This is a genomic window from Oharaeibacter diazotrophicus (genome assembly GCF_004362745.1).
Lineage (GTDB): Bacteria > Pseudomonadota > Alphaproteobacteria > Rhizobiales > Pleomorphomonadaceae > Oharaeibacter > Oharaeibacter diazotrophicus.
On the sequence record NZ_SNXY01000009.1, the window covers coordinates 386,163 to 411,439 of the forward strand.

A 25,277-nucleotide genomic window follows, 5' to 3' on the forward strand; every position below is an offset into this window, starting at 1 on the left:
CGGCCGCGCCGATTTCGCGCTTGTGCGGCACCGGCCGGCGGCGTTAGGAACGCGGGCATGAACAGGATGGATTTCCCCGGCGGCGGCGGCGAGGCCCAGATCCGCTATCTCGACGGCGACTACAAGGTCGTCCGGTCCGGCTCGTTCGTGCGCTGCGCCATCACCAACCGGCCGATCCTCTTGCAGGATCTGAAGTACTGGAGCGTCGAGCGCCAGGAGGCCTATGTCGACGCCGAGGCCGCGCTCGAGGCATATCAGCGCCACGGCGGCGGCCGCTGAGGCTCAGCCGCCTTCGCGCCAGCGTCGGCGCGCGGTCTCGATCAGGCCGGCGAGCGCATGCGGCGCCTCGAAGACGCAGTCGACCGCGACCACCACCGATCGGCCGGCGAGGTCCGCCCGCGGCCCCGCCGCCGCGTGGGCGAGCCGCACCGCGTCCTTTTCGGTGGTGACCGGCAGCGCGCCGAGCGCGTCGGCGCGGGCGAGGATCGCGCGGGCGTCGGCGTCCGTATAGGGATGGTGGTCAGGGAAGCCCCGCGTTTCGACGACGTAGACGCCGCCGGCGCGGAGTTGGTCGAAGAACTTCCGCGGCCGGCCGAGGCCGGCATAGGCGTAGACCCGGCGGCCCCGCAAGCCCTCGACGCCGCGCTGGTCGAGCCGGGCGCGAAGCACGGGACGGCCGGCGCCCACCGCCGACCGCAGCACCGCCATGGCGCTTTCCCCAGCGGGTTCACCGACCGTCACGACCGCGTCCGCCCTGACCATCTGGGCGTCGACGGGCGCGCGCAGCGGGCCGGCCGGCAGCACGAGGCCGTTGCCGACGCCGGCGGCGCCGTCGACGACCACCAGCGAGAACTGCTTCTCGATTGCCGGATTCTGGAATCCGTCGTCGAGGATGCAGAGGTCGGCGCCGAGGCCGGCCAGCGTGTCGAGGGCGCGGCGACGGTCGCGGCAGACCACCGTCGGGGCGACGCGGGCGAGCAGCAGCGCCTCGTCGCCGACCTCGTCGACGCCATGGCGGTCGGGCGCGACGACGAGCGGGCCGGCGAGCCGGCCGCCGTAGCCGCGGGTGAGGAAGCAGGGGGACAGCCCAACGTCGGCGGCGGCACGGGCGAGCGCGATCGCGGTCGGGGTCTTGCCGGCGCCGCCGGCGACGAAGTTGCCGACGCAGATCACCGGCAGCGGTGCGCGCACACCCGGCCGCGCCATCCGCCGGAGCGTGACCGCGCCGTAGAGCATGCCGAGCGGCGCGAGCAGGCGGGCGAGCGGGCCCGACGGGGCATACCAGAAGGCGGGCGTCCTCACGGACCGCCCTCCCCCGCCGCGGCGAGGAAGGGGCGGAGCGCGGCGAGCGTGCGGTCGAGCGCGCCGGTGTAGCCGTCGACGACGGCGCGGGCGGCGGCGATGCGGCGGCCGCGCTCGCCGACGTGCAGCACCAGCCGCTCGACCGCGTCGACGAGGTCGTCCTCGCCCTCGACCAGGACGGCGCCGCCGGCCTCGACCAGGGCGGCGTAGACGTCGCGGAAGTTCCACAGCTGCGGCCCGGCGACGACGGCGGCGTCGAAACGCCCCGCCTCGATCGGGTTGTGGCCGCCGACGTCGACCAGCGAACCGCCGACGAAGGCGACGGTGGCGAGACGGTAGAAGGTGCCGAGTTCGCCGACCGTGTCGGCGACGTAGACCGCGGTCTCCGGCCGCGGCAGCGCCCCGGTGGAACGCTGGCCGACGGCGAGGCCGAGGTCGGCGGCGAGCGCGGCAATCTCGGCGCCGCGGACCGGATGGCGCGGCGCGATCACCAGCAGGAGGTCGGGAACGCGGGCGCGGAGCCGCGCGAAGGCGGCGAGCACGATCTCGTCCTCGCCCGGGTGGGTCGAGGCGGCGAGCAGCACCGGCCGGCCCTCGACGGCGGCGGCGAGCGCGGCGGCGGCGGCGCGTGGCGCCTCCGGCGGCGGGGCGTCGAACTTGACGTTGCCGGCGGTCTCGACCCTCGGCGCACCGAGGGCGGCGAAGCGCTCGGTGTCGAGCGGGCTCTGCGCCAGCACCAGCGTCACCCGCGACAGCATCGCCGCGATCACCGGGCGGACGCGGCGCCAGCGCCGGAACGAACGGTCGGACATCCGCGCGTTGGCGACCACCAGCGGCACGCCGCGGTCATGGAGCCGGGCGATCGCCACCGGCCACATCTCGCTCTCGACGAAGACGGCGAGCCGGGGCGCCCAGGCGTCGAGGAAGCGGTCGACGAAGGGCGCGACGTCGACCGGCACGAAGCGGTGGACGACACCGGCCGGCAGCCGCACCGCGGCGACGTCGGCGGAGGTCACGGTCACGGTGGTGAAGACGACCCGGACGCCGGTCTCGGCGATGCGGGCGACCAGCGGCAGCACGGCCATGGTCTCGCCGACGCTGGCGGCGTGGACCCAGACCACCGGCCGGCGCGGGCCCGGCGGCATCTCGCCCTGGATGCCGAGCCGCTCGGACCAGCGCAACGGATGCTCGCGGCCGGCGCGGCGACGCAGCGCGACGATCAGGCGGCCGACCGGCGCGGCGAGGCGCGTCAGGCCGCACCAGGCGGCGAGCAGGCGGTCGCCCGGCTCAGCCATGGCCGCCGCCGTCCCGGAACTTGCTGACCACGCCGGCGAGTTCGTAGGCGCGGTCGACGATGCGGTTCAGTTCCGCCTCCACCGCCTGACGCTTCGCCTCGATCAGGTCGTCGTCGGCGTCGGCGGGCACGTGGATCGGCTCGCCCATGACAATGGCGGAGCGGCCGAACGGCAGGCTCACCGAGGCGCGGTCCCAGCTGTCGACGTCGACGTTGCGGCTGGTGGCGTAGACCAGCGGTACGATCGGCCGGCCGGAATGCTTTGCGAGCAGCACGATACCGCGGCCAGCGACGCGGGCGACCTTGGGCACGTCGGCGGTCAGCGCCACGGTGGTGCCGGCCTCCAGCGCGCGAATCGCCTCGACGAAGCCGGCGTGGCCGCGCTTGCGGACGACGTCGCGGCCCTTGTGGGCGCCGGAGGCGCGGATGGTGATCAGGCCGAGCTTCTCGGCGGCGACGGCGTTGATCTCGGCGTCGCGGGCGGTCGAGATCATCACGGCCACCGGCAGCGTCCGCGGCCGGGTGAAGGGCATCATGAAGTGCTGGCCGTGCCACATGGCGATGATCGCCGGGGCGTGCGGGGCGAAGCGCTCGACGTAGTCGGCCGGCTCGCAGACCAGACGGTTGGTGCGGTGGACGAGCCGGAGATAGCCGGCGAGCACCGAACCCAGCGCCTTCGGCAGCAGCGTGCCGCCGAGCAGGCGGCGCTTGGCGGACTTCTTCACGGCGCGGGCTCCGCGGCGGCCTCGCCGGAGCCGGCGAGCTGGGTGCGGTGGAGGTGGGCGTAGAGGCCGCCGGCGGCGACCAGTTCGTCGTGGGTGCCCTTCTCGACGAGGCGGCCACGGTCCATCACGACGATCATGTCGGCGCGCTTCACCGTGGAGAGCCGGTGCGCGATCATCAGCACGGTGCGGCCCTGGAACAGGGTTTCGAGCGCGGTCTGGACCTTGGCCTCGGAATTGGCGTCGAGGGCACTGGTGGGTTCGTCGAGCAGCAGGATCGGCGCGCCGCGCAGCATGGCCCGGGCGAAGGCGACGCGCTGCTTCTGGCCGCCGGAGAGGATGCCGCCGGCCTCGCCGACGCGGGTGGCGTAACCGTCCGGCAGGCCGACGACGAAGTCGTGGGCGTCGGCGGCGCGGGCCGCAGCCTCGATCTCGGCGTCGGTGGCGCCGGGGCTGCCGTAGGCGATGTTGGCGGCGATGGTGTCGTCGAACAGCACCGGATCCTGCGTCAGCAGCGCCGAGGCGGCGCGCACGCTGGCGAGGGACGCGGTCGAGATGTCCCGGCCGTCGACCAGGACGCGGCCCGACGAGGGATCGTAGAAGCGCAGCACGAGGTTGAGGATGGTCGACTTGCCGGCGCCGGAGGGACCGACCAGCGCCACCTTGGCGCCGGCGGGCACGTCGAGGGTGAAGCGGTCGATCACCGGCTGGCCGGGCTCGTAGGCGAAGGAGACGTCGTCGAAGCGGATCGCGCCGCCCGCGAGCGACAGCGCCGGCGCGCCGGGCCGGTCGACCACGCGGACCGGCTCGTCGAGGATGGCGAAGACGCGCCGCGCGGCGATCACGCCCTCCGCCAGCACGTTCTGCAGGCCGGCGACCGCCTTCAGCGGCTGGTAGATCAACATGGCCGCGGCCATGAAGCCCATGAACTCGCCGAGGGTCAGCGTGCCGTGGACGCCGCGCCAGCCGCCGTAGAAGATCGCCGCGGCGAAGCCGACGCCCGACAGGCCCTCGACGAAGGGGCCGGTGAGGCCGCGGGTCCGGGCGGTGGCGAGGTTGGCGCGTCGCGTGCGCTCGATCACGGCGCCGGCGCGGGCGGCCTCGGCCTCCTCCTGGCCGTAGGCCTTGACGACGCGGATGCCGGTCAGCATCTGCGAGACGAAGGACGACAGGTCGCCCGACCCCGACAGCGCACGGTGCACCGAGGAGCGCAGCTTCTTGCGCTGGCGTCCCATCAGGTAGATCGACACCGGCAGGAAGGCGACCACCAGCAGCCCGAGCACCCAGTCGAGCCAGAGCATGCCGAACACCAGCGCCGCGGCCTGGAGCCCGTTCTTGGCGAGGCCGGTGACGGTCTGGCCGGCGGCGTTGTTCACGATCAGCGTGTCGGAGGCGAACACGCTGACGAATTGGGCGGAATGGGCGCCCTGGAGGAAGCCGAGGTCGGCGGAGGCGAGGCGAGCGAACAGGCGCTGGCGCAGCTCGGCGACGATCTCGCCGGAGATGCGCGCCTCGGCCATGCGGCCGTAGTATTCGGCGAGCGAGCGCACCGCCATCACCACCACCACCGCGACCGGAAGGGTGTAGAGCAGCGCGACGTCGTGGCCGACGAAGATGCGGTCGGCGGCGGTCTGCATCAGGAAGGGCAACGCGCCGGTGGTGGCGGCGACGAAGGCCATGGCCCCGATCGAACGGGCGACCAGCCAACGGCGCGGCAGCACGAAGTCGCGCAGGATCCGCATCACCACCGGCAGGTTGCCGGCGTCGGCGTCGGCCGCCGCCGCCCACGCGGGCGTTCGCAATCCGTCCGTCCTGCCCTCGACCGCGGCCATGTCGCTCCATTCCCGGGATGGAAGTCCCGGGAGGGCTCTATACCGAAATCGCGGCGCCGTCACGTCCGGTGGATGGACCGGTACGTTAGGCCACGGTCGGCTCCAGGAGACGGTGCAGGTGCACGATGAAGTAGCGCGTCTGGGCGCTGTCCACCGTCGCCTGCGCCTTTTCCTTCCAGGCGGCGTAGGCGGTGGCGTAGTTCGGGAAGATGCCGACGACGTCGACCTTGGAGAGGTCCGCGAACTCGGTTGCGTCGAGGCTCTTCAGTTCGCCGCCGAAGACGAGGTGGAGGAGCTGCTTGGCGGGAGCGGTCGTCATCGGGTCGGGGTCTCCGCTGGAAGGTCGGGCGGGAGGAAGCGGTCGCCGCCATGCAAGACGGCGGCCAACGCCGGGATCGGCAAGGCTCAGGCGAGGATCGCGGCCACCCGCGCCAGCAGCGCCGGATCGGCGGCGGCGGCGAGGGCACCGTGCCTCGGATGCTCGCGATTATAGACGATCGGCGCGCCGTCGAACCGGGACAGAACGCCGCCGGCCTCGACCACGATCAGGTCGGCGGCCGCGATGTCCCAGTCGTGGGCCTTGCCCTTGGCGATGGCGAGGTCGATGCGGCCGTCGGCGACCATGGCGATGCGCAGCGCCAGCGAGGCGACGTAGCCGGCCGCGCGCACGCCGGGCGCCTCCCGCTGCAGCCGCGCCGTGAGCGCCGACGGTCCGGCGACGGTGGCGTTCCCGAGATCACGTGCGCCGGCGAGCGCCAGCGGGCGGCCGCCGATCCAGGCGCCGTGGCCGGCGCGGGCGGTGAACAGCGTCGCGGTCGCCGGCTGGATCAGCGCGGCGGCGACCGGCCGACCGTGCTCCACCACCGCCAGCGACACGGTCCACTCGTCGGAGCCGGCGAGGAAGCCGCGGGTGCCGTCGATGGGGTCGACGACGAAGACGCGCGCGCGGTCGAGGCGCGCCGGGTCGTCCTCGGTCTCCTCCGACAGCCAGCCGTAGTCGGGCCGGGCCGCCAGCAGCGTCTCGCGGAGGTGGCGGTCGACGGCGTAGTCGGCTTCGCTGACGGGCGAGGCGTTCTCCTTGTGCCAGACCTGCGGATCGCGCCGGAAATAGCCGAGCGCGATGTCGGCCGCCGATTCGGCGGCGGCGACCAGCAGGCGGAGGTCGTCGGCGTCGCGGTCGGCTCCGGGAGCCTCTCTGGCGTCAGCGGCCGGCAATCGTCAGTCCCTCGATGGCGAGCGTCGGTGCGGTGTAGGAGCCGCGCCACTCGATGTCGTTCGCCCGCGTGATGGCGCGGAACATCTCCGGCAGCCGCCCGGCGACGGTGATCTCCGAGACCGGGTATGTCAGCTCGCCGTTCTCGATCCAGAAGCCGGTGGCGCCGCGCGAATAGTCGCCGGTGACGAGGTTGGTGCCGTGCCCGATGAAGTCGGTGACGTAGAGGCCGGTGCCGACCTGCCGGATCAGCTCCTCCGGCGAGACGTCGCCCGGGTGCAAGAGCACGTTGGTCGCCGACGGCGACGGCGACCCGGTGCCGCGGGCGGCGCGGCCGTTGGAGGCGAGGCCGAGTTCGCGGGCGGTGGCGCCGTCGAGGATCCAGGTCTGCAGCACGCCGTCGACCACCAGATCGAGCGGCAGCGACGGCAGGCCCTCGCCGTCGAACGGCCGCGAGGCGAGCCCGCGCGGCCGGCGCGGGTCGTCGGAGATGGTGAAGCCGGCCGGCAGGATCGCCTCGCCGAGCGCGTTCTTCAGGAACGAAGTACCGCGCGCGATCGCCGCGCCCGAGATCGCCCCGGTGATCGCGCCGACGATGCTGGTCGAGACGCGCGGGTCGTAGACGATCGTGGCGAGCCGGGTGTCGAGCCGGCGCGGGTTCAGCCGGCGCACGGTGCGCTCGCCGGCGCGGCGGCCGACCACATCGGGCGCCTCGAGGTCGGCGAGATGGACCTTGCCGGAGGAGTCCCAGTCGCGCTCCATCGCCGTGCCCTCGCCGGCGATCACCGACACCGAATGGCCGTGGCGCGAGGTCTCGTAGCCCCCGGAGAATCCGGTGGACGTCACGAGCGCAGCGCCCGCCCGGCTCCAGTAGGCGCCGGCGCCGTTGGAATTGGCGACGCCGGCGACCGCGCGGGCGGCGTCCTCGCAAGCGCGGGCGCGCTCGGAGAGGGCCGCGACGTCGGGCGTGACGCCGTCGCAGAGGTCGAGGTCGGGGACGTCGCGGGCGAGCAGCGCGCGGTCGGCGAGGCCGGCGAAGCGGTCCGGCGGGGCCGCCTTCGCCATCGCGACGACGCGCTCGGCGAGTTCGCCGACGTCGGCGCCGAGCGTGGCGGAGACGGTGGCGTTGCGCTCGCCGACGAAGACGCGCAGGCCGAAGTCGTCGTTCTCGGAATGCTCGACCTTCTCGACCTTGCCGAGCCGGAGCGAGACCACCTCGTTGACGGAGCGCGAGGCGACGGCGTCGGCGGCGTCGGCGCCGGCGCGCAGCGCGGCTTCGACGAGCCGGTGCGCCTGCGCCGTCAGCGCGGCGAGATCGACGAGTTCGGACATGGCGCGACAATCCCCAGGACGTGGATCCGTATCTACGGCGTGCGGGCGGCCCCCACAAGGCCGGGGAACGCCGCCGTCGACCGTTTCGCCCGACGGATGTGGCACGAGCGCGGCGGGGTGCACGGAGCGTCGACGCACCCGCATTCCGAACGATCGCGGCAAGCAGGCGCTAACCCTTTCGGCCGTCGAGGAAATGTTTACCCCGTCGGTTAAGCCGGACAAGGGGGCCGCGGGGCTAGGGTCGTCTCGTGAAGGGACCCGGCGGCGCAACCCACGACAAGCCGGGCCCGGAACGGGATGCGTTGAAACCGAGGCGACGAAGAGAATGACGGGAGCCACACCCGCTTGGGGCGGACGCAGCCTGCGCCTCGACCCCCTCGCCCTGCCCGTCCGGTGGTCGGTTCCGACCGACCAGGGCGGCCCGGCGGCCCACGACGCCGCTGTCTATCTCGACCGCTCCGGCGTGATCGTGAAGCGCCGGCTGTCCGGCTTGCCGCTGACCCTCAGCCTGCCGATCGCCGCCTATGCCGGCGTCGCGATCCGCCTGACCCCGGACGCCCAGGGCGCCCTGATCGCCAGCGTCGAACTCAGCCACCGCGACCCCGCGCTGACGCTGCCGCTCACGGTCACCCGCGACCTCGAGGCCGCCGCCGCCGACTGGCGCGGCTGGTCCGAGACTTTGTCGCTGCCGATGCTCCTGATCGAGACCTTCGGCGAACCCTCGGTCGTCACGCCGCCGGCCTCGGTGCCGATCGGCACGCCGCAGCCGCGCCGGCGCACCGGCCTCCTCACCAAGCGCCGCCCGCGCTTCCTGGTCCGCCGCAAGCCCGGCCACTCCGGCGAGATGCCGGTGCTGCGCGGCTGCCGCGAGATCATCTGCTACGAGTGAACGCGCCCTTCAGAGCGAGCGGATCAGCGCGTCGGCGACGAAGCCTGTGAACAGGATCAGCCCGGCCTCGCGGTTGGAGCGGAACAGCGTCAGGCAGCGCTCGCCGTCGTCCATGTCGAAGCGGATCACCTGATAGGCGAGGTGCGCGGCGAAGCCCGCGAGCCCGAGCCAGGCGAAGACGTGGCCGTGCGCCAGCGCCACCGCCGTGCCGACCGCCGCCACCGCCAGCGTGTAGCAGACCGCCAGGAACGGCCGCGACTGCTCGCCGAAGGTGCGCGCGGTCGAGCCGAGCCCGATCAACGCGTCGTCCTCGCGGTCCTGGTGGGCGTAGATGGTGTCGTAGCCGACCGTCCAGGCGACGGCGCCGACGTAGAGCGCCAGCGGTGCTGCCGACAGGCCTTGGAACACCACCGACCAGCCCATCAGCGCGCCCCAGGAGAAGGCGAGCCCGAGCACGAGCTGGGGATAGCCGGTGACGCGCTTCATGAAGGGGTAGACCGCCACCACGCCGAGCGAGGCGATGCCGAGCGTGACCGAGAACAGGTCGAACTGGAGGAGCACCAGGAAGCCGACCATGGCCTCGGCCACCATGAAGGCGATCGCTTCGCGCAGCTTGACCCGCCCCGACGGCAGCGGCCGCGAACGCGTCCGCGCCACCCGGGCGTCGATGTGGCGGTCGACGATGTCGTTGTAGGTGCAGCCGGCCCCGCGCATCGCCACCGCGCCGACCAGAAACAGCAGCAGCAGCACGGGATCGGGCAGCGGCCGACCGGCGACGCCGGACGCCAGCGCCACCGACCACCAGCACGGCCACAGCAGCAGCCACCAGCCGATCGGCCGATCCAGCCGGGCGAGCTGGGCGAAGGGCCGCCAGCGCGGCGGCAGCAGGGTGTCGACCCAGTTGCCGCGAGGGGCGTCGGCGACGGTGTTCGACGGATCCGGTTCGCTCATGGCCGCCGGTTTAGCGGGAATCGCGAGCCCGCGCGAGGGGGAGCGCGCGCATTGTGGCGCGGCGCCGGTCCGTGCTAGAGCGCGCGGCGACAAGGCCCCCTGCCCGCGAAGGTGTCCCCATGCACGTGCTGCTGATCGGTTCCGGCGGACGCGAGCACGCGCTCGCCGTCGCTCTCCGCGCGTCGGCCTCCACCACCCGGCTCACCGCCGCGCCGGGCAACGCCGGCATCGCCGCGGTGGCCGAGATCGCCGCGCTCGATCCGACCGATCACGCCGCCGTGGTGGCGTTCTGCAAGGCCGAGGACGTCGGCCTCGTGGTGGTCGGACCGGAGGCGCCGCTGGTGGCCGGGCTCGCCGACGACCTTTCCGCCGCCGGGATCCGCGTGTTCGGGCCGTCCCGCGAGGCGGCTCGGCTCGAGGGCTCCAAGGCCTTCACCAAGGCGCTCTGCGACGAGGCGGGCATCCCGACCGCCGCCTACGGCCGCTTCGGCGACGCCGCCGCCGCGCGCACCTACGTGCTCGAGAAGGGCGCGCCGATCGTCGTCAAGGCCGACGGCCTCGCCGCCGGCAAGGGCGTCGTCGTCGCCGCCTCGGTCGAGGAGGCGCTCGAGGCGGTCGACGCCTGCTTCGCCGGTGCCTTCGGCGCGGCCGGCGCCGAGGTGGTGATCGAGGAGTGCCTCGTCGGCGAGGAGGCGAGCTTCTTCGCGCTCTCCGACGGCACCACCGCCCTCGCCCTCGCCGCCGCCCAGGATCACAAACGCGCCTTCGACGGCGACACCGGCCCGAACACCGGCGGCATGGGCGCCTATTCGCCGACGCCGGTGGTGGACGCCGCCATGGCCGAGCGGATCATGGCCGAGATCGTCCGCCCCACCGTCGAGACGCTGAAGCGCCGCGGCACGCCCTTCGTCGGCGTGCTGTTCGCCGGCCTGATGATCGGCGAGGGCGGCCCGAAGCTGATCGAGTACAACGTCCGCTTCGGCGATCCCGAGGCCGAGGTGATCCTGCCGCGGCTCCGGTCCGACCTCGTCGCGCTGATGCTCGCCGCCGTCGAGGGCCGGCTCGCCGAGGCCGCGGTCGACCTTGCGCCGGACACCGCTCTCACCGTGGTGATGGCCTCGCGCGGCTATCCCGGCGACTACGTCAAGGGCAGCGAGATCCGCGGCCTCGACGCCGCCGCGGCCCTGCCGGGCGTGTCGGTGTTCCACGCCGGCACGGCGCAGAGGGACGGCCGTCTCGTCGCCACCGGCGGCCGCGTGCTCGCGGTCACCGCCCGCGGCGCCGACGCCGCCGCCGCCAAGGCCGCCGCCTACGCCGCCGTCGACGCGATCGACTGGCCCGGCGGCTTCTGCCGCCGCGACATCGGCTGGCGCGCGGTGGCGCGCGAACGAGGGTGAGGCGGATAGGTCAGGCGCCGGGCAGCAGCGGCACGCCGGCCGTCACCGCCGCGACGGCGAGGGCGCGGTCGAGCGTCGCCAGCGGCAGGACGAGGCGGATCGCGAGTTCGAGGTAGGCGGCGTCGTAGACGCTGAGACGATGGGTATCGGCGAGGACGACGGTAGCGGCGAAGGCCCGCGCCCGCGTCTGCGAATCGACCCTGATCGGCAGGTCCGCCAAGTCCGCGAGCACGCCCGTGCGGAAGTCGACGTCGACCCGTCCGCGCCGGACGGCCATGGTCAAGCTGTTGGCGATCTCAAGATGCCAGAGATCCGGAACCACCGCTCCTTCGGCGACGATGCGGTCGAACAGCCGCTCGATCGCCTCGGTGCGTTCGTCGCCGTGGACCCAGGCGAGCGTCGCGGAACTGTCGAGGACGAGGCTCACCGCCGACCGTCGTCGCGGAAGGCCGCCCACTCTTCGACCGAGATCGGTGCGCCGGAAAGATCGCGCGCCCGGGCCCGGATCCGCGCCGCGGCGGCGCGCGCGAGATCCGCGCCGGTCTCGTCGCGCGGCGGGACGTCACCGGGGACGAGCCTCGCGACGATACGGCCGGAGCGGACGATCGCGACTTCTCCGCCGTGCTCGACGCGGTCGAGCAGATCCGCGAACGTCCGCCGCGCTTCCGCAGCCGTCACCTCGTCCATCGCTCGCCTCCGAATTGGGCGTATCATCATACGCCCGTCGGAAGGCGTCGGACAGCGGCGCGTGCGATCGTCATCATCTCGCCCAGACGGCGACCTATCGCAGCGTCCGCCAATGCGGAGCACGCCCATGTCCCCCGTTCCCCCGCCCCGTCGTGTCGGTGTCGCCCTCGGCGGCGGCGGGGCGCGCGGGCTCGCCCACGTCCACGTGCTCGAGGCGCTCGACGATCTCGGCGTCAAGCCGGTGGCGATCACCGGCACGTCGATCGGCGCGATCCTCGGGTCCGCCTACGCGGCCGGCATGAGCGGGGCCGAGGTGCGCGAGGCGGTGCTCGACGCGTTCCGGCGACCCTCGGAGATCTGGGCCAAGCTCTGGCAGCTCCGCCCGAAGAGCTTCGCGGACCTGTTCGGCACCGGCCTCACCCAGTTCGACCCCGAGCGCGTGCTCGACCTGTTCCTGCCCGAGGGTCTGCCCAAGCGCTTCGAGGACCTGGCGATCCCCTTCACCGCCGTCGCCACCGACTTCTACGGCTGCCGCGAGGTCGAGATCGCCTCGGGCCCGCTCCGCCGCGCCGTCGCCGCGTCGATCGCGCTGCCGATCGTGTTCCGGCCGGTCGAGATCGACGGTGTCCCGATGATCGACGGCAGTGTCGTCAACCCGCTGCCGTTCGACCGGCTGCCGGACGACGTCGACCTGGTGATCGCCGTCGACGTGGTCGGCGCCCCCGAGCGCGCCGCCGGGCGCAGCCACCCCAACGCCCGCGAGTCGATCTTCGGGGCCAGCCAGATCCTGATGCAGACGGTGATCACGGAGAAGCTGAAGGCGCGCCGGCCCGACATCCTGGTGCGTCCGCCGGTCGACGCCTTCGGCGTGCTCGACTTCCTCAAGGCCGCCGCGGTGATCCGCTCCACCGCCGCGGTGCGCGACGACGTCCGCCGTCAGCTCGGCGCCGCCCTCGAGGGCCGGCTCGTCGAGGATCTCAACGGCGGGCCCTGAAGAAGCCGCGCAGAAGGTCGGCCGCCGCGGTCTCGCGGATGCCGGAATAGACCTCGGGCGCGTGGTGGCAGGTCGGCGCCGCGAACAGCCGGACGCCGTGCTCGACGGCGCCACCCTTCTCGTCGCCGGCGCCGTAGTAGAGCCGTCGGATGCGCGCGAACGAGATCGCCCCCGCGCACATCGGGCAGGGCTCGAGGGTGACGTGGAGGTCGCAGCCGACCAGCCGTTCCGAGCCGATCGCGGCGGCGGCGGCGCGGATCGCCAGCACCTCGGCGTGGGCGGTCGGGTCCTTCAGCTCGAGCGTGCGGTTGCCGGCGCGGGCGAGGACCACGCCGTCGCGCACGACGACCGCGCCGACGGGAACCTCGCCGCGCGCGGCGGCCGCCTCCGCCTCGGCGAGGGCGAGCGCCATGAAGCCCTCGTCCGCGCCCCGGTCGGCGCGTTCTTCGGCCTCCTCGTCGGTCGCATTCGCCATCGATGCCGTTCCGCCCCGCCGGTTTCCCTGCTATTCACCCGTGCCATGAAGACACCGAAGAATTCAACGCCGTCCGCGGCCGAACCCGAACGCGTCGCCAAGGTGATCGCGCGTGCCGGCGTGTCCTCGCGCCGCGAGGCCGAGGCGATGATCGCCGAGGGCCGCGTCGCCCTCAACGGCGTCGTGCTCGACACGCCCGCCGTCACCGTCAAGCCGGGCGACGTCGTCACCGTCGACGGCCAGCCGCTGCCGGAGCGCGAGCGCACCCGGCTGTGGATGTTCCACAAGCCGCGCGGCCTCGTCACGACCACCCACGATCCCGAGGGCCGGCGGACCGTGTTCGACGTGCTGCCGGACGACCTGCCCCGCGTGATGACGGTCGGCCGCCTCGACATCAACACCGAGGGCCTTCTGCTGCTCACCAACGACGGCGGGCTGTCGCGCGTGCTCGAACTGCCGGCGACCGGCTGGCTCCGGCGCTACCGCGTGCGCGCCCACGGCGCGGTCGAGCAGGCCGACCTCGACGCCCTGCGCGACGGCGTCGCCATCGACGGCATCCTCTACGGCGCCGTCGAAGCGACGCTCGACAGCCGCAAGGGCGACAACGTCTGGCTCACGGTGGGTCTGCGCGAGGGCAAGAACCGCGAGGTCAAGAACATCCTCGCCCATCTCGGCCTCGAGGTGAACCGGCTGATCCGCCTGTCCTTCGGGCCGTTCCAGCTCGGCGACCTCGCCGAGGGCGCCGTCGAGGAGGTGCCGCGGCGCGTGCTCAAGGAGCAGCTCGGCGAGCGCCTCGCCGGCGAGGCCGGCGCCGACTTCCGCCTGCGCGAGGGCGAGCGCCAGCCCGAGCGTCAGCGTGGCCTCGGCATCGCCGAACAGTCCGCCCCGCGCGACGACGACGAACGGCCGCCCGAGGCCAAGGGCAAGGTGGCGCGCGCGCCGCGCCGCCCCGACGCCGCCCGCAGCCGCCACCGCCACGAGGCCGACATCGAGCACAACGCCGACACCCGCCAGGGTCGAGGCGGCGAGAGCCGTCAGGGTCGGGGCGCAGAGCGTGCTCCCGGGAGGGACAAGCCGCACGGCCGTCCGGCGCCACGTCCGGTCGAAGCCGGCGCGCCGAAGCGCCGCGCCGCCGAGGAACGCCGCGAGCCGGCGCCGCCGCCGAACGCCGGCCGCAGCCGGCTCGGCGCAGCCAAGCCCGAGGCGCTGACGCCCGACCGGCCGAAGCGGCTCGACCGGGCGAAGCGCGAGAGCGAGGCCGCAGAGGCGCCGCGCGCCCACAAGACCGGTCGCGCCTTCGAGGTCGCCCGCAAGCCGAAGCCCGAGACGGCGGAGCGCACCGAAGCGCCGCGCGGCGCGCTGAAGTCGCGCGGCTCGCTCTCCCACGGCGGCGGCCCCGACGCGCCCTCGCGCGCCCGCGGCAGCCGCAGCCACGGCGCGACGGCGGAGCGCGACGGCGGACGCGCCGCGCCGCGTCCGGTCGCCGACGAACGTCCGCGCGGCCGGCGCGCCGAGCCGGACTCCGGCGGCTTCCGGCCACGCACCGACGCGATCGGTGGCGACGAGTTCGAGCGTCGCGAGGCGCGGACCGGCGGTCCGGCCGGCAAGCGCCCGGTCCGCGACGACGACCGCCGCCCCCGCCGTCCGGGCGGCGAGGAGAGCCGATTCCGCCGCACCGGCGGCGACGAGCCCCGTGCCGGCGGGCGTTCCGACAAGCCGACGCGCGGCGCCGCTCCGGCCGGTGAGGAGCGCCGCGCCCGTGCGCCGCGGCCGTCCGCCGTCGAGGGTGGTCCGAAGAGTGCCGGTCCGAAGGGCACCGGCCTTAAGACCGCCGATCGTGGCGAGGCCCGCGGACCCCGCGCGGCCGAATCGCGCGACGACAGGCCCCGCGGCGAGAGGGCCGGTGCGGAGCGTTCGCGCGCCGAGCGGCCCCGTTCCGAGCGCCCGCGCGCCGACGGTCCCGCCTCGGGCGGCGGCAAGCCGCGGGCGGGGAAGCCGGGCGGCGGAAAGCCCGCGTCCGGCAGCCCGAAGCCTGCGGGTCCGAAGCCTGCGGGTCCCGGTGGTCGGCCGGGCGGCGGCAAGCCGAGGGGGCCGCATGCGGATCGTCGGCGGTAGGTTCCGAGGCACGGCGCTGGCCGGACCGGCCGAGGGCTCGCTCGCGATCCGGCCGACCACCGACCGGCTGCGCGAGAGCCTGTTCAACATCCTGGAGCACGCCCATCACGGCGTGCTCCGCGACGCCCGCGTGCTCGACCTCTTCGCCGGCACCGGCGCGCTCGGCTTCGAGGCGATGAGCCGCGGTGCGAAGGCCTGCCTGTTCGTGGAGGAGAGCGCCGAGGCACGCGGCATCATCCGCCGCAACCAGGAGGCGCTCGGCCTGACCGGGACGACGCGGATCTTCCGGCGCGACGCCACCGACATGGGGCCGGTCGGCACCGCCGAACCCTACACGCTCGCCTTCCTCGACCCACCCTATGGCAAGGGCCTCGCCGACGCCGCCCTCGCCGCGCTGAAGCGCGGCGGCTGGCTGGTGCCGGGGGCGCTGGTGGTGGTCGAGGAGACGGCCAAGGCCGAGATCGCGTGGCCGGCCGGCTTCGAGCCGGTCGACCGCCGCGTCTACGGCGACACGGCGATCGCCTTCGCGACCGCCGGCTGACGACGGATCCCGATCAGTGGACGCGGGCGAGGCCGGCGTCGATGGTGATCTTGCACTTGCCGTCCGGCTGGACGTGGGTGAACTTGACCCGAATGGTGTTCGCCTTGGCGGTGTTGGTGGCGGGCGTCACGGCGAAGCCCTCGTAGGCGACGTCGCCTGTCCAGAAACCCCAGCCGTTGGCCTCGCCGAAGCTGGCCTTGCCCTTGGCGGCGAAGGTGGTGCGGCCGTTGGGCCGCAGTTCGCGGCCGGCCCAGTCGAACTTGACGAACAGCGAGTCCGGCCGGTCGCCGAAGGCGATCCGATAGGTGACCTCCGTCACGGTGCCGACGCTCGGGCAACCGGTGGCGGGGCCCGCGGTGACGACACCGTGGCCTCGGAACTCCACCGGGTCGGCGGCGGCGGTGCCGACGGCGGCGGCGAGGGCGGCGGCGGCGATGATGATCCTGGTCGACATCTCGGTGGCTCCCCCGCTCAATCCGGCCGACGGATGGTCATGGCCTCGAAGGTGACCGTGCAGCCCTCGGCGTCGAAGTTGCCGATCTTTCCTGAGATCTTCACCGTCGGCGTCGTCGCGGCGATCTTCGAGGGCGTCATCACGAAGTTCGAGTAGGAACTCTCCTGCGAGCCGGTATTGCCGCGCGAGAAGATGTAGACGCCCTGCGCCTTGCCGGCCGCTCGGAAAGCGGCGCGGTCGCCGGCCGCGTCGACGGCGACGAAACTGTAGTCGCTGAGCCCGAATCCCATCCGGATGTTGTCGCGCGTCGTGCCGCTGCGCAGGTCGCGCTGGAACACGACCAGGGCGGTGTCGCCGACCGAGGCGACTTCCTCCGCGGTGCAAACCGACGACACCGCCGTGATCCTGAGCCCTCCGAAGAAGGCGAGACGATCGGCCGCGGCCTCCGCCGGGGCCGATCCAGATGCCGCGGCGGCCAGCGCCCCGGCGACGAGCGTCCACGTCCGCATCCGCCCCTCCTCTCCCCGTCCGGAAGATTACGGGTGCACTTTGCCACGATCGCAGGCGACATGCACGCGTCAGATGGCCAGTGGCGTGCGACGCGCCATAGGAAAGGGCCGGCCCCGCTCGCGCGGGCCCGGCCCCTCCCCCGTCTCCTCCCGAAACGGTCGATCGCGGCCGTCCGTCGGGGCTCCCTCCTCCGGGAACCCCGAGCGGTCATGGCGTCATTCCGCGGCGGCGCGGATCTCCGGGGCGGCCTGCTTGACGTCGCCGTCGACGTAGGCCTCGAACTTCTCGAAGTTCTTGACGAACATGCCGACCAGCTTGGCGGCCTGGGCGTCGTAGGCGAGCTTGTCGCGCCAGGTCTTGCGCGGGTGCAGGATGTGCGGCTCGACGCCCTCGAGATCGGTCGGGACGGCGAAGCCGAAGTTGCGGTCGGTGTAGAACTTGGCGTCCTTGAGCGAGCCGTCGAGCGCGGCCGTCAGCAGGCGGCGCGTCACCTTGATCGGCATGCGACGGCCCTCGCCGAAGGCGCCGCCGGTCCAGCCGGTGTTGACCAACCAGCAGTCGACCTCGTGGTCGGCGATCAGGCGCTTCAGCAACTCGCCGTATTCCGAGGGGTGACGCGGCATGAACGGGGCGCCGAAGCAGGTCGAGAAGGTCGCCTGCGGCTCGGTCACGCCCTTCTCGGTGCCGGCGACCTTGGCGGTGTAGCCGGACAGGAAGTGGTACATCGCCTGCGCCGGGGTCAGCTTGGCGATCGGCGGCATCACGCCGAAGGCGTCGGCGGTCAGCATGATGATGTTCTTCGGCTGCGGGGCACGGCCGGTCGCCGAGGCGTTCGGGATGAAGTGCAGCGGGTAGGCGCAGCGGGTGTTCTCGGTCTTCGAGCCGTCGTCGAAGTCCGGCTGGCGGGTCAGCGGGTCGATCGCGACGTTCTCGAGCACAGTGCCGAAGCGCTCGGTGGTGGCGTAGATCTCCGGCTCGGCCTCGCGGGAGAGGCGGATGGTCTTGGCGTAGCAGCCGCCCTCGAAGTTGAAGACGCCGTTCTCGGACCAGCCGTGCTCGTCGTCGCCGACGAGGGTGCGGGTCGGATCGGCCGACAGCGTGGTCTTGCCGGTGCCGGACAGGCCGAAGAACAGCGCGGTGTCGCCGGCCGGGCCGACGTTGGCCGAGCAGTGCATCGGCATCACGTTCTTGGCCGGCAGCAGGAAGTTCAGCATCGTGAAGACCGACTTCTTCATCTCGCCGGCATAGGACGTGCCGCCGATGAGGACGATCTTCCGGGTGAAGTCGCAGGCGATCACCGTCTCGGTGCGGACGCCGTGACGGGCCGGATCCGCCTTGAAGGACGGCAGGTCGATGATCGTCATCTGCGGCACGAAGGACAGCAGGTCCGCGCGGCCGGGACGGATCATCAGATTGCGGATGAAGAGCGAGTGCCAGGCGTACTCGGTCACCACGCGGGTCGGCAGGGCGTGGGCGTGCTCGGCGCCGCCGACGAGATCCTGGACGAACAGCTCGCGGCCCTTCGCATGGGCGAGGAAGTCGGCGTAGAGCAGCTCGAACTTCTCGGGCGACAGCGGCTTGTTGTTGTCCCACCAGACGGAGCCGTCGGTGGTGGCGTCGCGGACGACGAACTTGTCGTTCGGCGAGCGGCCGGTGTGGACGCCGGTTTCGACGGCGAAGGCGCCGCCGGCCGCCACGACACCCTCGCCGCGGCGGATGGCCTCTTCGTAGAGCTCGGGCTCGCCGAGGTTCCAGTACAGGGCGGACAGATCGGAGAGACCGGTCGTTTCGATGCCCTTGGCGGCGTTCCAGATGCCCGTCTGCTTCACGTCGATGAATCCCGTCGAGACGCCCGGCCGACGTTCGGTCGGCAGCTTGGCGAGGTGCCCCATGAACCGATCCGTCCGCGCATTTTTATGGGGGAACGGTACCGACCGGCGATGACGTATCCGCACCTTACGTAAACGGGAGGCACCTATGAAATGCCGCAACCGCCCGCCGTCCGGTGTCGAATGTTCAACAGAGCTACGCAGGCGAAGGTTCGCGAGCAAGTTGACCTTCGTCGCAAATACTTCGAACGACAGCCTTAAACGGTTGAATTTCACCGCGCATAGCCATTGGTAGCAGTGGCTGGACGGGTGCCGGGGGCGAATTTCTTTTCTTTCGCCCGGCGAACAAATCGCACGTCCAGCCGAGCTCGACTTGACGTTCACGTAAGGTCTGGACGACTACCGAGCTGCACAGCATCGGCGGCACGTGCAGGCGGCCCGGCCGCGACGCGGCCGGGAGCACGAACGAAGAGCGGAAGATCCGACGCCGGGCGGCTCAGCCGCGGGCCCGGGCGGCGTCGGCGAGGTCGCGCAGCGTCGCGCGGAGTTCGGCCGGGGCGCCCTGACGCGCGGGGAAGGCGAGCCGCACCACGGACTCGCCGTCCGAGAGGTCGAGGCCGTCCGGGTCGGCGGCGACGACGGTCCACGCGCCGTCGGGGCGGCCGAGGAGGCGCGTCGCCCACAGCCGCACGGTGTCGGCGTGACCCTCGTTGACGTGGCCGACCACGTCGGCCTCGGCGGCGGCGAAGGCGGCCGCGACGTCCTCGCCCGCGCGGAGGTCGTTGCCGGCGATGGTGTGGATCCGGCCGAAGCCGGCGACGAGATGGGCCCGATCGGTCGCGACCCGCATCATGCCGAAGTCGGCGAAGGCGGCGTAGCCCTCGGCCTCGGGGTGCCGGGCGAGGAAGCGCCCGCGGGCGTGGGCGAGGTCTGCGCTCTCGCCGTCGAGACGGGCGGCGCGGCCCTCGACGGTCAGCCGGGCACCGGCGAGCGGGTCGCCGCCCTCCCCGCCCGGGGCGACCAGCAGCAGCGCGCAGCGGCCGTCGCGGTCGAGGTTGCGGGTGTGGACCGCGAGCCTCGAGACCATGAGCAGCGGGTCGCCGGCGGCGTCGGTCGCCACCGTGACGAGGCTGGCGAAGGGGGCGCCGTCCTCGCCGAGGGTGGCGAGCGATCCCGTGGACGCGGCGCGCAGCACGGCGCGGGCGGCGGCGATCGGGTCGAAGGGCGCGTCGGTCATCGGCAGTGTCTCCTCGACCGGCCGCGCCGGGCGGCCGGTTTGTCTTTCCACCCGGGCCGAGACTATAGTCGCGCCCGCCGAACCGTCACCCCGGAACACGGAGCCTCCGGACGAGTGCGGACAGGCGGGGAGTGGAGCCGCGTTGACCATTCAGAGACCGAACGTGCCGGCGGACGCCGAGGGCGGATCCGCGGCTTGGCACGTCCTCAGGACGGCGTCGCTGGCCTGGCCCATCATCCTGTCGCGCGCGGGTCTCGTCGTGCTGTTCACCGCCGACACGGTGGTGACGGGCCGCGTCGGCGGCCTGGAGCTCGCCGGCCTCGGGCTCGGCGTCGCACCGCTGCTCGTGGTTCTGCTGGTCACGCTCGGCGCGATGCAGGCGACGGTGGTGCTCGCCGCCCAGTCGATCGGCGCCGGCCGTCCGGGCGCGATCGGCGACATCCTGCGCGCCGGCTTCGTCAACGCACTGCTGCTCGGCATCGGCGCTGCGGCGCTGTCGCTGTTCGCCGAGGACTTCTTCGTGGCGACCGGTCAGGCGCCCGACGTCGCGGCGGTCGCGGCGGCGGTGGCGCGCCAGTTCGCCTGGGGCATGCCCGGCCAGCTCCTGTTCATCACCGCCAACATGATCCTGGAGGCGACCGAGCGGCCGCGGGTCGGCATGGTGATCATCCTCGGCGCCAACCTCGTCAACGTCGTCCTCGACGGCGTGCTGGTGCTCGGCTGGGGCGGGCTGGTCGAGACCGGCGGCGCGGCGACCGCGATGGCGACGTCGTCGGTGGTGCGCTGGGGCGCCTTCGCCGCGGCGCTCGCCGTGCTCCTCGCCGACGAGGGCCGCAACGGCGGCCGCTACGGCATCCGCGCCCCGCTTTCGGCGTGGGTCCGCTGCTTCGTCGCCGCGGGCGGCGAGACCGGACGCACGATCCGTCGCCTCGGCCTGCCGATGGGGCTGGGCCAGGGCGTCGAGAGCGCGGCCTTCGCGGCGCTGGTGTTCATGGCCGGCCTGATCGGCACCGCCGCGCTCGCCGCCCACCAGACCACCATGACGGTGATGGCCCTGGTCTACATGAACGCGGTCGGCGTCGGCGGCGCGGCCTCGATCCGGGTCGGCAACGCGGTCGGACGCCGCCATCCGCGCGCACTCGCCCGCGCCGGCTGGAGCGCGATCGGCCTCGGCGGGCTCCTGTCCGGCCTCTGCGGCGTCGTGGTGGCGGCGGCGCCCGGAGCGGTGGCCGGCCTCGTCACCGCCGATCCCGCCGCGCTCGCGATCGCGACGCGGACGCTCGGGATCGCCGGTTGGCTGCTCGCGCTCGACTCCACCATGGGCGTCGCCATGGGGGCGCTGCGCGGCCTCGGCGACGTCTGGATGCCGACGCTGCTGCAGGCGGCGGCGTTCTGGTTCGTCGCGGTGCCGGTGGCCTGGCTCGCCGGCTTCCACCTCGACGGCGGCGCGGTCGGATTGTTCGTCGGCATGGGCGCGGGCATCATCGCCTCCAACGCGCTGCTGCTGCCGCGCTTCGCGGTCGCGAGCCGGGCGGCGGTGCGCCGGCTCGAGAAGGCCGCCGGGACCGCCTGACGACGGCCGCCGCCATATTTTTCGCTCATTTGTCGGCGGAAACGACGGAGGCGGGTGTATGATCGCCGCCGACGACCGGGCGGAATCGCCCGTGGGACAAGGAGTTCTCATGCCGACCATCGCGCTCGTCGACGACGACCGTAACATCCTGACCTCGGTGTCGATCGCACTGGAGGCGGAGGGCTACCGCGTCGACACCTACACCGACGGCGCGTCGGCCCTGGACGGTCTCGCCCAGTCCCCGCCGGACATGGCGATCCTCGACATCAAGATGCCGCGCATGGACGGCATGGAGCTCCTGCGCCGGCTGCGCCAGCGCACCGACATGCCGGTGATCTTCCTCACCTCCAAGGACGACGAGATCGACGAGCTGTTCGGCCTGAAGATGGGCGCCGACGACTTCATCCGGAAGCCGTTCAGCCAGCGCCTGCTGGTCGAGCGCGTGCGCGCCGTGCTCCGCCGTGCCGCCCCGCGCGACGCCACCGCGCCGAAGCCGACCGACGCCGCCAAGACGATCGAGCGCGGCGCCCTCGTCATGGACCAGGAGCGCCACACCTGCACCTGGAACGGCCAGAACGTCACGCTGACCGTGACCGAGTTCCTGATCCTGTTCGCGCTCGCCCAGCGCCCCGGCGTGGTCAAGAGCCGCAACGCGCTGATGGACGCCGCCTACGACGATCAGGTCTACGTCGACGACCGCACCATCGACAGCCACATCAAGCGGCTGCGCAAGAAGTTCAAGGCGATCGACGACGACTTCGACATGATCGAGACGCTCTACGGCGTCGGCTACCGTTTCAAGGAGACCTGAGGGCCGCCCGGCCACAGGCCGGCCGCACCCCCGCGATCCCATGACCGCAGAGACCGAGGCCCGCCCCGCGCCCGAGCGCAAGCGTTCCGCCGCGAGGGCGCGGGCGCGGCGATTCTTCGTGACGCGCTTCGCCCGGCTCGTCGGCGGCACCGCCTTCTCCAGCCTGACCCGGCGCATCCTGGTGCTGAACCTCGCCGGGCTGATCGCGCTGGTGTCGGGCATCCTCTACCTCAACCAGTTCCGCGCCGGCCTGACCGACGCCCGGGTCGAGAGCCTGTCGACCCAGGGCGAGATCATCGCCGGCGCCATCGCCGCCTCGGCGACCGTCGAGACCAACTCGATCACCATCGACCCGGAGAAGCTGCTGCGCCTGCAGGCGGGCCAGTCGCTCTCGCCGACCGACGACCTCGAATCGCTCGACTTCCCGATCAATCCCGAGCGCGTCGCCCCGATCCTCCGGCGGCTGATCTCGCCGACGCGGACGCGGGCGCGGATCTACGACCGCGACGGCGTGCTGATCCTCGATTCGCGCTTCCTCTACTCGCGCGGCCAGGTGCTGCGCTTCGATCTGCCGCCACCCGAGCCGGCCGAGCCGCCGCTGTGGCGGCGCTGGTGGGACGGCGCGGTGTTCTGGCTGCGCCGCTCGGACTATCCGGTCTACCAGGAGCTCGGCGGCTCCAACGGCAAGGAATATCCCGAGGTCGCCAACGCGCTCGACGGCTCGCCGGCGAGCGTGGTGCGCGTCAACGACCGCGGCGAGCTGATCGTGTCGGTGGCGGTGCCGATCCAGCGCTACCGCGTCATCCTCGGCAGCCTGCTGCTCTCGACCCAGGGCGGCGACATCGACGACATCGTCACCGCCGAGCGCCTCGCCATCGTGCGCGTGTTCCTGGTCGCCGCCGGCGTGACGGCGGTGCTGTCGATCCTGCTCGCCGGCACCATCGCCGCACCGCTGCGCCGGCTCGCGGCTGCGGCCGACCGGGTCCGCCGCGGCGTCAAGCAGCGCGAGGAGATCCCGGCCTTCGAGCGCGAGGACGAGATCGGCCACCTCGCCCGCGCCTTCCGCGACATGACCAACGCGCTCTACAATCGCATGGACGCGATCGAGAGCTTCGCCGCCGACGTCTCCCACGAACTCAAGAACCCGCTGACCTCGCTGCGCAGCGCCGTCGAGACACTGCCGCTCGCCCGCAACGAGCGCAGCCGGGAACGCCTGCTCGAGATCATCCAGCACGACGTCAAGCGGCTCGACCGGCTGATCACCGACATCTCCGACGCCTCCCGCCTCGACGCCGAACTCGCCCGCGAGGACGCGGTGCCGGTGGACGTCGGCAAGCTGCTCCAGGGCGTCGTCGCGATCGCGCGCGAATCGAGCCGGCACGCCGGCATCGACGTGGCGCTGACCGTCCGGCCCGGCAAGGACAAGGCGCCGCTCCTGGTGCTCGGCCACGACAGCCGGCTCGGTCAGGTGTTCGACAACCTGATCGACAACGCCAAGTCGTTCTCCCCGGCCGGCGGCACCGTCCGCGTCACCGCGCGCCGGTCGGGCCGGCGGGTCGAGATCGTGGTCGACGACGACGGGCCCGGCATCCGCGCCGAGAAGATCGAACGCATCTTCGAGCGCTTCTACACCGACCGTCCGGAGGGCGAGGGCTTCGGCAACAACTCCGGCCTCGGCCTGTCGATCTCGCGCCAGATCGTCGAGGCGCACCAGGGCACGATCGCCGCCGACAACCGCCGCGACGACGCGTCCGATCCCGACCGGGTCACCGGCGCGCGCTTCATCGTCTCGCTGCCGGCCGAATCGTGAGCGCGCCGCCGGCCCTCGAACCGACGGTCCACGCCGGCGCGATCCTGATCGGCGACGTCGGCATCCTGATCCGCGGCCCCTCGGGCTCCGGCAAGAGCGCCCTCGCCCTCGCGCTGATCGAGCGAGCGCGGCAGCGTGGCCGGCTCGGCGCGCTCGTCGCCGACGACCGGGTGATCCTCGCGGTGCACGGCGGCCGGCTCGTCGCCCGGGCGCCGGCGACGATCGCCGGTCTGGTCGAGCGGCGCGGCCGCGGCATCGAGGCGCGGGACCACGAGCCCGCCTGCGTCGTCCGGCTGGTCGTCGACCTCGTCGAGACGGTGGAGCGGATGCCCGAGCCCGATGCCTTCGCCACCGCGATCCTCGGGGTCGCGCTGGCGCGCCAGCCGGTGCCGGCGCGGAGCCTCGCGGTGGCAGTTCCGCTGGTGGAGGCCGCGATTTCGCCCGACCCGCGCCGACCGCAACGCGAAACCGCATTGCAGCACGGAACCGAAAAGCTCTTGCGCTCGCAACGCGACTGGTGAAGATGGGCGTCCGTTCCGGCCGGCGGCCGGACGCCCGACCGTGGTCCCGCACCCGGCACGGGTCTCTTGGGGGAGACGGACGGACAGAATGATAGGCTTGGTTCTCGTGACCCACGGGCGTCTCGCGGACGAATTCCGCGCCGCGCTCGAGCACGTCGTGGGTCCGCAGTCCAACCTGGAGACGATCTGCATCGGCCCCGAGGACGACATGGAACAGCGGCGGCACGACATCATCGCCGCGGTGGGCCGTGTCGACGAGGGCCAGGGCGTCGTCGTCCTGACCGACATGTTCGGCGGCACGCCGTCCAACCTCGCCATATCGGTGATGGACAGTGGCGAAATCGAGGTGATCGCCGGCGTGAACCTTCCGATGCTGGTCAAGCTCGCCAGCGTGCGCATCGACAAGCCGCTGGCCGCCGCGGTCACCGACGCCCGCGACGCCGGCCGCAAGTACATCAGCGTCGCGAGCCAGGTGCTCTCCGGACAATGACCGACACGACCGGCGCGCTCGTCGCGGACCTTCCGATCGTCAACCGCAAGGGCCTGCACGCCCGTGCCTCGGCCAAGTTCGTCCAGCTGGTCGACCGCTTCGACGCCGAGGTCACCGTCTCGCGCGACGGTCAGAGCGTGTCCGGCACCTCGATCATGGGCCTGATGATGCTCGGCGCCGGCATCGGCTGCAGCATCACGGTCGCCTGCTCCGGCCCCGAAGCCGAGGCCGCCATGGCCGCGATCGTCGAGCTCGTCGGCAGCCGCTTCGGCGAGGACGAATAGCGTCGACCTACCGC

27 protein-coding genes are annotated in these 25,277 nt (G+C 73.0%); 12 read left to right on the forward strand and 15 right to left on the reverse strand.

The genetic code is table 11. The features are described from left to right. The first annotated feature begins 57 nt into the window (after nt 1–57). The gene (locus tag EDD54_RS16830; protein ID WP_126538359.1) at nt 58–279 is read left to right on the forward strand and encodes a DUF2093 domain-containing protein; all 222 of its coding nucleotides are present in this window, start codon (nt 58–60) and stop codon (nt 277–279) included. A 3-nt stretch (nt 280–282) separates the two neighbouring features. On the opposite strand, the gene lpxK is transcribed toward EDD54_RS16830, so the two are convergent. The 7 genes from lpxK to EDD54_RS16865 all read right to left on the reverse strand — a co-directional run bounded on the left by lpxK (nt 283) and on the right by EDD54_RS16865 (nt 7,695). After that, nucleotides 283–1,302, reverse strand: coding sequence for a tetraacyldisaccharide 4'-kinase (gene lpxK / locus EDD54_RS16835; RefSeq protein WP_126538361.1), 1,020 nt, complete (start codon nt 1,300–1,302; stop codon nt 283–285). Continuing rightward, nucleotides 1,299–2,597, reverse strand: a complete 1,299-nt coding sequence (locus tag EDD54_RS16840) for a 3-deoxy-D-manno-octulosonic acid transferase (RefSeq protein ID WP_126538363.1) — start codon at nt 2,595–2,597, stop codon at nt 1,299–1,301. The genes lpxK and EDD54_RS16840 overlap by 4 nt, the downstream gene beginning before the upstream one ends. Then, on the reverse strand, nt 2,590–3,321 hold the full coding sequence (locus EDD54_RS16845; RefSeq protein WP_245515797.1) for a lysophospholipid acyltransferase family protein: 732 nt from the start codon (nt 3,319–3,321) through the stop codon (nt 2,590–2,592). The genes EDD54_RS16840 and EDD54_RS16845 overlap by 8 nt, the downstream gene beginning before the upstream one ends. Next, nucleotides 3,318–5,120 (reverse strand): ABC transporter ATP-binding protein, encoded by a 1,803-nt coding sequence (locus tag EDD54_RS16850; RefSeq protein WP_165644609.1) that lies wholly within the window; start codon nt 5,118–5,120, stop codon nt 3,318–3,320. Before EDD54_RS16850 ends, EDD54_RS16845 begins: the two co-directional genes overlap by 4 nt. 115 nt (nt 5,121–5,235) lie before the next feature. Then, nucleotides 5,236–5,469 (reverse strand): DUF4170 domain-containing protein, encoded by a 234-nt coding sequence (locus EDD54_RS16855; RefSeq protein ID WP_126538367.1) that lies wholly within the window; start codon nt 5,467–5,469, stop codon nt 5,236–5,238. An 86-nt stretch (nt 5,470–5,555) separates the two neighbouring features. Beyond that, nucleotides 5,556–6,365 carry a 3'(2'),5'-bisphosphate nucleotidase CysQ gene (locus EDD54_RS16860; protein ID WP_126538369.1) on the reverse strand — a complete coding sequence of 270 codons (810 nt, stop codon included), beginning with the start codon at nt 6,363–6,365 and terminating at the stop codon, nt 5,556–5,558. Next, nucleotides 6,352–7,695, reverse strand: coding sequence for a TldD/PmbA family protein (locus tag EDD54_RS16865; RefSeq protein WP_126538371.1), 1,344 nt, complete (start codon nt 7,693–7,695; stop codon nt 6,352–6,354). The genes EDD54_RS16860 and EDD54_RS16865 overlap by 14 nt, the downstream gene beginning before the upstream one ends. Nucleotides 7,696–8,020: 325 nt before the next feature. Here EDD54_RS16865 and EDD54_RS16870 point away from each other — a divergent pair, with 325 nt between their 5' ends. Then, on the forward strand, nt 8,021–8,584 hold the full coding sequence (locus EDD54_RS16870; protein WP_126538373.1) for a DUF6101 family protein: 564 nt from the start codon (nt 8,021–8,023) through the stop codon (nt 8,582–8,584). A gap of 9 nt (nt 8,585–8,593) precedes the next feature. On the opposite strand, the gene ubiA is transcribed toward EDD54_RS16870, so the two are convergent. After that, nucleotides 8,594–9,535 (reverse strand): 4-hydroxybenzoate octaprenyltransferase, encoded by a 942-nt coding sequence (gene ubiA, locus EDD54_RS16875; RefSeq protein WP_126538375.1) that lies wholly within the window; start codon nt 9,533–9,535, stop codon nt 8,594–8,596. Between the two features lie 119 nt (nt 9,536–9,654). On the opposite strand from ubiA, the gene purD reads away from it, so the two are divergent. Further along, on the forward strand, nt 9,655–10,932 hold the full coding sequence (gene purD / locus EDD54_RS16880) for a phosphoribosylamine--glycine ligase (RefSeq protein WP_126538377.1): 1,278 nt from the start codon (nt 9,655–9,657) through the stop codon (nt 10,930–10,932). Between the two features lie 10 nt (nt 10,933–10,942). Here purD and EDD54_RS16885 read toward each other — a convergent pair whose 3' ends face one another. Both EDD54_RS16885 and EDD54_RS16890 read right to left on the reverse strand, forming a co-directional pair. Then, entirely contained in the window at nt 10,943–11,359 is a 417-nt protein-coding gene (locus EDD54_RS16885; protein WP_126538378.1) for a type II toxin-antitoxin system VapC family toxin, read from the reverse strand. Then, nucleotides 11,356–11,619 (reverse strand): type II toxin-antitoxin system Phd/YefM family antitoxin, encoded by a 264-nt coding sequence (locus tag EDD54_RS16890; RefSeq protein WP_126538380.1) that lies wholly within the window; start codon nt 11,617–11,619, stop codon nt 11,356–11,358. Before EDD54_RS16890 ends, EDD54_RS16885 begins: the two co-directional genes overlap by 4 nt. A 127-nt stretch (nt 11,620–11,746) precedes the next feature. Here EDD54_RS16890 and EDD54_RS16895 point away from each other — a divergent pair, with 127 nt between their 5' ends. Beyond that, the gene (locus EDD54_RS16895; RefSeq protein ID WP_245515798.1) at nt 11,747–12,613 is read left to right on the forward strand and encodes a patatin-like phospholipase family protein; all 867 of its coding nucleotides are present in this window, start codon (nt 11,747–11,749) and stop codon (nt 12,611–12,613) included. On the opposite strand, the gene EDD54_RS16900 is transcribed toward EDD54_RS16895, so the two are convergent. Beyond that, the gene (locus EDD54_RS16900) at nt 12,597–13,088 is read right to left on the reverse strand and encodes a nucleoside deaminase (protein ID WP_425375004.1); all 492 of its coding nucleotides are present in this window, start codon (nt 13,086–13,088) and stop codon (nt 12,597–12,599) included. The genes EDD54_RS16895 and EDD54_RS16900 overlap by 17 nt on opposite strands. Before the next feature lie 45 nt (nt 13,089–13,133). Between EDD54_RS16900 and EDD54_RS23250 the strand changes: the two genes are divergently transcribed. Continuing rightward, nucleotides 13,134–15,203, forward strand: coding sequence for a pseudouridine synthase (locus EDD54_RS23250; protein ID WP_126538383.1), 2,070 nt, complete (start codon nt 13,134–13,136; stop codon nt 15,201–15,203). After that, complete coding sequence (gene rsmD, locus EDD54_RS16910) at nt 15,184–15,744, forward strand: 16S rRNA (guanine(966)-N(2))-methyltransferase RsmD (RefSeq protein ID WP_126538384.1); 561 nt, start codon at nt 15,184–15,186, stop codon at nt 15,742–15,744. The genes EDD54_RS23250 and rsmD overlap by 20 nt, the downstream gene beginning before the upstream one ends. 13 nt (nt 15,745–15,757) lie before the next feature. On the opposite strand, the gene EDD54_RS16915 is transcribed toward rsmD, so the two are convergent. The 4 genes from EDD54_RS16915 to EDD54_RS16930 form a co-directional block, all read right to left on the reverse strand. Next, on the reverse strand, nt 15,758–16,198 hold the full coding sequence (locus EDD54_RS16915; RefSeq protein WP_126538386.1) for a hypothetical protein: 441 nt from the start codon (nt 16,196–16,198) through the stop codon (nt 15,758–15,760). Between the two features lie 17 nt (nt 16,199–16,215). Next, nucleotides 16,216–16,707: a hypothetical protein gene (locus EDD54_RS16920; protein ID WP_126538387.1), complete on the reverse strand. Its 492-nt coding sequence runs from the start codon at nt 16,705–16,707 to the stop codon at nt 16,216–16,218. 216 nt (nt 16,708–16,923) lie between these two features. Further along, a complete protein-coding gene (locus EDD54_RS16925) occupies nt 16,924–18,537 on the reverse strand; it encodes a phosphoenolpyruvate carboxykinase (protein ID WP_126541790.1) in 1,614 nt (537 codons plus the stop codon). 496 nt (nt 18,538–19,033) lie between these two features. Then, nucleotides 19,034–19,774, reverse strand: coding sequence for a HugZ family pyridoxamine 5'-phosphate oxidase (locus EDD54_RS16930; RefSeq protein ID WP_126538388.1), 741 nt, complete (start codon nt 19,772–19,774; stop codon nt 19,034–19,036). Between the two features lie 142 nt (nt 19,775–19,916). Between EDD54_RS16930 and EDD54_RS16935 the strand changes: the two genes are divergently transcribed. The 6 genes from EDD54_RS16935 to EDD54_RS16960 all read left to right on the forward strand — a co-directional run bounded on the left by EDD54_RS16935 (nt 19,917) and on the right by EDD54_RS16960 (nt 25,263). Beyond that, complete coding sequence (locus tag EDD54_RS16935) at nt 19,917–21,347, forward strand: MATE family efflux transporter (protein WP_165644498.1); 1,431 nt, start codon at nt 19,917–19,919, stop codon at nt 21,345–21,347. A 109-nt stretch (nt 21,348–21,456) separates the two neighbouring features. Further along, complete coding sequence (locus EDD54_RS16940; RefSeq protein WP_126538392.1) at nt 21,457–22,158, forward strand: response regulator transcription factor; 702 nt, start codon at nt 21,457–21,459, stop codon at nt 22,156–22,158. 40 nt (nt 22,159–22,198) lie between these two features. Continuing rightward, nucleotides 22,199–23,968: a sensor histidine kinase gene (locus EDD54_RS16945; protein ID WP_126538394.1), complete on the forward strand. Its 1,770-nt coding sequence runs from the start codon at nt 22,199–22,201 to the stop codon at nt 23,966–23,968. Beyond that, complete coding sequence (locus EDD54_RS16950) at nt 23,965–24,489, forward strand: HPr kinase/phosphorylase (protein ID WP_126538396.1); 525 nt, start codon at nt 23,965–23,967, stop codon at nt 24,487–24,489. The genes EDD54_RS16945 and EDD54_RS16950 overlap by 4 nt, the downstream gene beginning before the upstream one ends. A gap of 88 nt (nt 24,490–24,577) precedes the next feature. After that, nucleotides 24,578–24,979, forward strand: coding sequence for a PTS sugar transporter subunit IIA (locus tag EDD54_RS16955; RefSeq protein WP_126538398.1), 402 nt, complete (start codon nt 24,578–24,580; stop codon nt 24,977–24,979). After that, nucleotides 24,976–25,263, forward strand: coding sequence for an HPr family phosphocarrier protein (locus EDD54_RS16960; protein ID WP_126538400.1), 288 nt, complete (start codon nt 24,976–24,978; stop codon nt 25,261–25,263). The genes EDD54_RS16955 and EDD54_RS16960 overlap by 4 nt, the downstream gene beginning before the upstream one ends. Nucleotides 25,264–25,277 lie beyond the last annotated feature (14 nt).